The organism is Kitasatospora sp. NPDC059462 (assembly GCF_042749955.1).
Taxonomy (GTDB): Bacteria; Actinomycetota; Actinomycetes; order Streptomycetales; family Streptomycetaceae; genus Kitasatospora.
The window spans coordinates 1-1,775 of sequence record NZ_JBHYUU010000287.1 but is presented as its reverse complement, the minus strand read 5'-3'; the positions used below and the strand labels follow the sequence as shown (position 1 = coordinate 1,775).

Below are 1,775 nucleotides of genomic sequence, written 5' to 3'. Positions count from 1 at the left end.
GAGCCGGCCCACCGGCCCCCCCACCCCCCGGGGGGCGCCACCCGTAGTCCCGGTCGCCGCCCCACGGGCGTGGTGCGTCCTGCGGATCAGACCGCCGGGACGGGGTAGGTCGGGTACTCGACGCCCGAGACGTGCTGGACGACCCGGATCACCTGGCAGGAGTAGCCGAACTCGTTGTCGTACCACAGGTAGAGGATCGCGTTGTCGCCCTCGACCTTGGTGGCGCCGGCGTCGACGATCGAGGCGTGGCGCGAGCCGATGAAGTCGTTCGACACCGCGTCGGGGGCGGTGGTGAAGTCGATCTGGCGCTTCAGCGACGAGGTCAGCGACACGTTGCGGAGGTAGTCGAGGACCTCCTCGCGGGTGGTCTCACGGGCCAGCTGGAGGTTCAGGATGGCGATCGAGACGTCCGGCACGGGCACCCGGATCGAGCTGCCGGTGATCTTCGCCTTGAGGTCCGGCAGCGCCTTGGCGACGGCCGAGGCGGCACCGGTCTCGGTGATCACCATGTTCAGCGGTGCCGAGCGGCCGCGACGGTCGGCCTTGTGGTAGTTGTCCAGCAGGTTCTGGTCGTTGGTGAACGAGTGGACGGTCTCCACGTGGCCGCGCAGCACGCCGTACTCGTCCTCCATCGCCTTCAGCGGCGGGACGATCGCGTTGGTGGTGCAGGAGGCGCAGGAGAGGATCTGCTCGTCCGGCTTGATGGTGTCGTGGTTGACGCCGTGGACGATGTTGGGCACGTCGCCCTTGCCCGGGGCCGTCAGGACGACCTTCTCGATGCCGGGGCGGAGGTGGTTCGAGAGGCCCTCGCGGTCCCGCCACTTGCCCGTGTTGTCGATCAGGATCGCGTCCCGGATCCCGTACACCGTGTAGTCGACCTCGGACGGGTCGTTGGCGTAGATCACCTTGATCGCGGTGCCGTTCGCGATGATGGTGCTGTTCGCCTCGTCGACGGTGATGGTGCCCTGGAACTGGCCGTGGATGGAGTCGCGCCGCAGCAGCGAGGCGCGCTTCACGATGTCCTGGTCACCGCCGCCGCGGACCACGATGGCACGCAGGCGCAGGCCGTTGCCGGAGCCGGCCTTCTCGATCAGCAGACGGGCGACCAGGCGGCCGATGCGGCCGAAGCCGTAGAGGACGACGTCACGCGGCGACTCGCGGCGCTCGATCTTGTTGGCACCCGTGGCGCCGACGACGGCCTCCGCGGTGAACTCCTCCACCGAGAGACCGCGGTTGTCCGCGCGGTAGGTGGCGGCGAGCATGCCGAGGTCGATCTGGGAAGGGCCGAGATCCAGGGTGGTCAGCGCCCGCAGGAACGGCAGCGTCTCGGTGACCGAGAGCTCCTCGCCGGCAATCTGGCGGGCGAACCGGTGGGTCTTCAGGATGCTGACCACCGACTTGTTCACCAGGGAACGGCTGTACAGCAGGACAGTGACGTCCCGCTCCCGGTGCAGTCGGCCGATGATCGGGATCATCGACTCCGCGATCTCCTCGCGGTTCTTCCAGTCCGTGAACACGTCGTCGTTGACAGTCACAAGTCCATCTTTCGAGCTAGGAGGGTGTTCACATGCTAACTGGGCCCCACCCCCCGAACCGAAACGGTTCCGGCCTCTCCCGCATGACAAGAATCACATATGATCCCCCCCGGCATGTTCTGACGATGCGCCGGCGGACAACGCGAAGAACCCCCGCCGGAATACCGGCGGGGGTTCTTCTCAAAATTTGTTCGGCGGCGTCCTACTCTCCCACAGGGTCCCCCCTGCAGTACCATCGGC

1 protein-coding gene is annotated in these 1,775 nt (G+C 67.3%); it reads right to left on the bottom strand.

The genetic code is table 11. From position 1 onward, the window contains the following. Positions 1 to 86: 86 nt before the first annotated feature. Positions 87 to 1,535: a glyceraldehyde-3-phosphate dehydrogenase gene (locus ACFXAM_RS36815; protein WP_380298065.1), complete on the bottom strand. Its 1,449-nt coding sequence runs from the start codon at positions 1,533 to 1,535 to the stop codon at positions 87 to 89. Positions 1,536 to 1,775 lie beyond the last annotated feature (240 nt).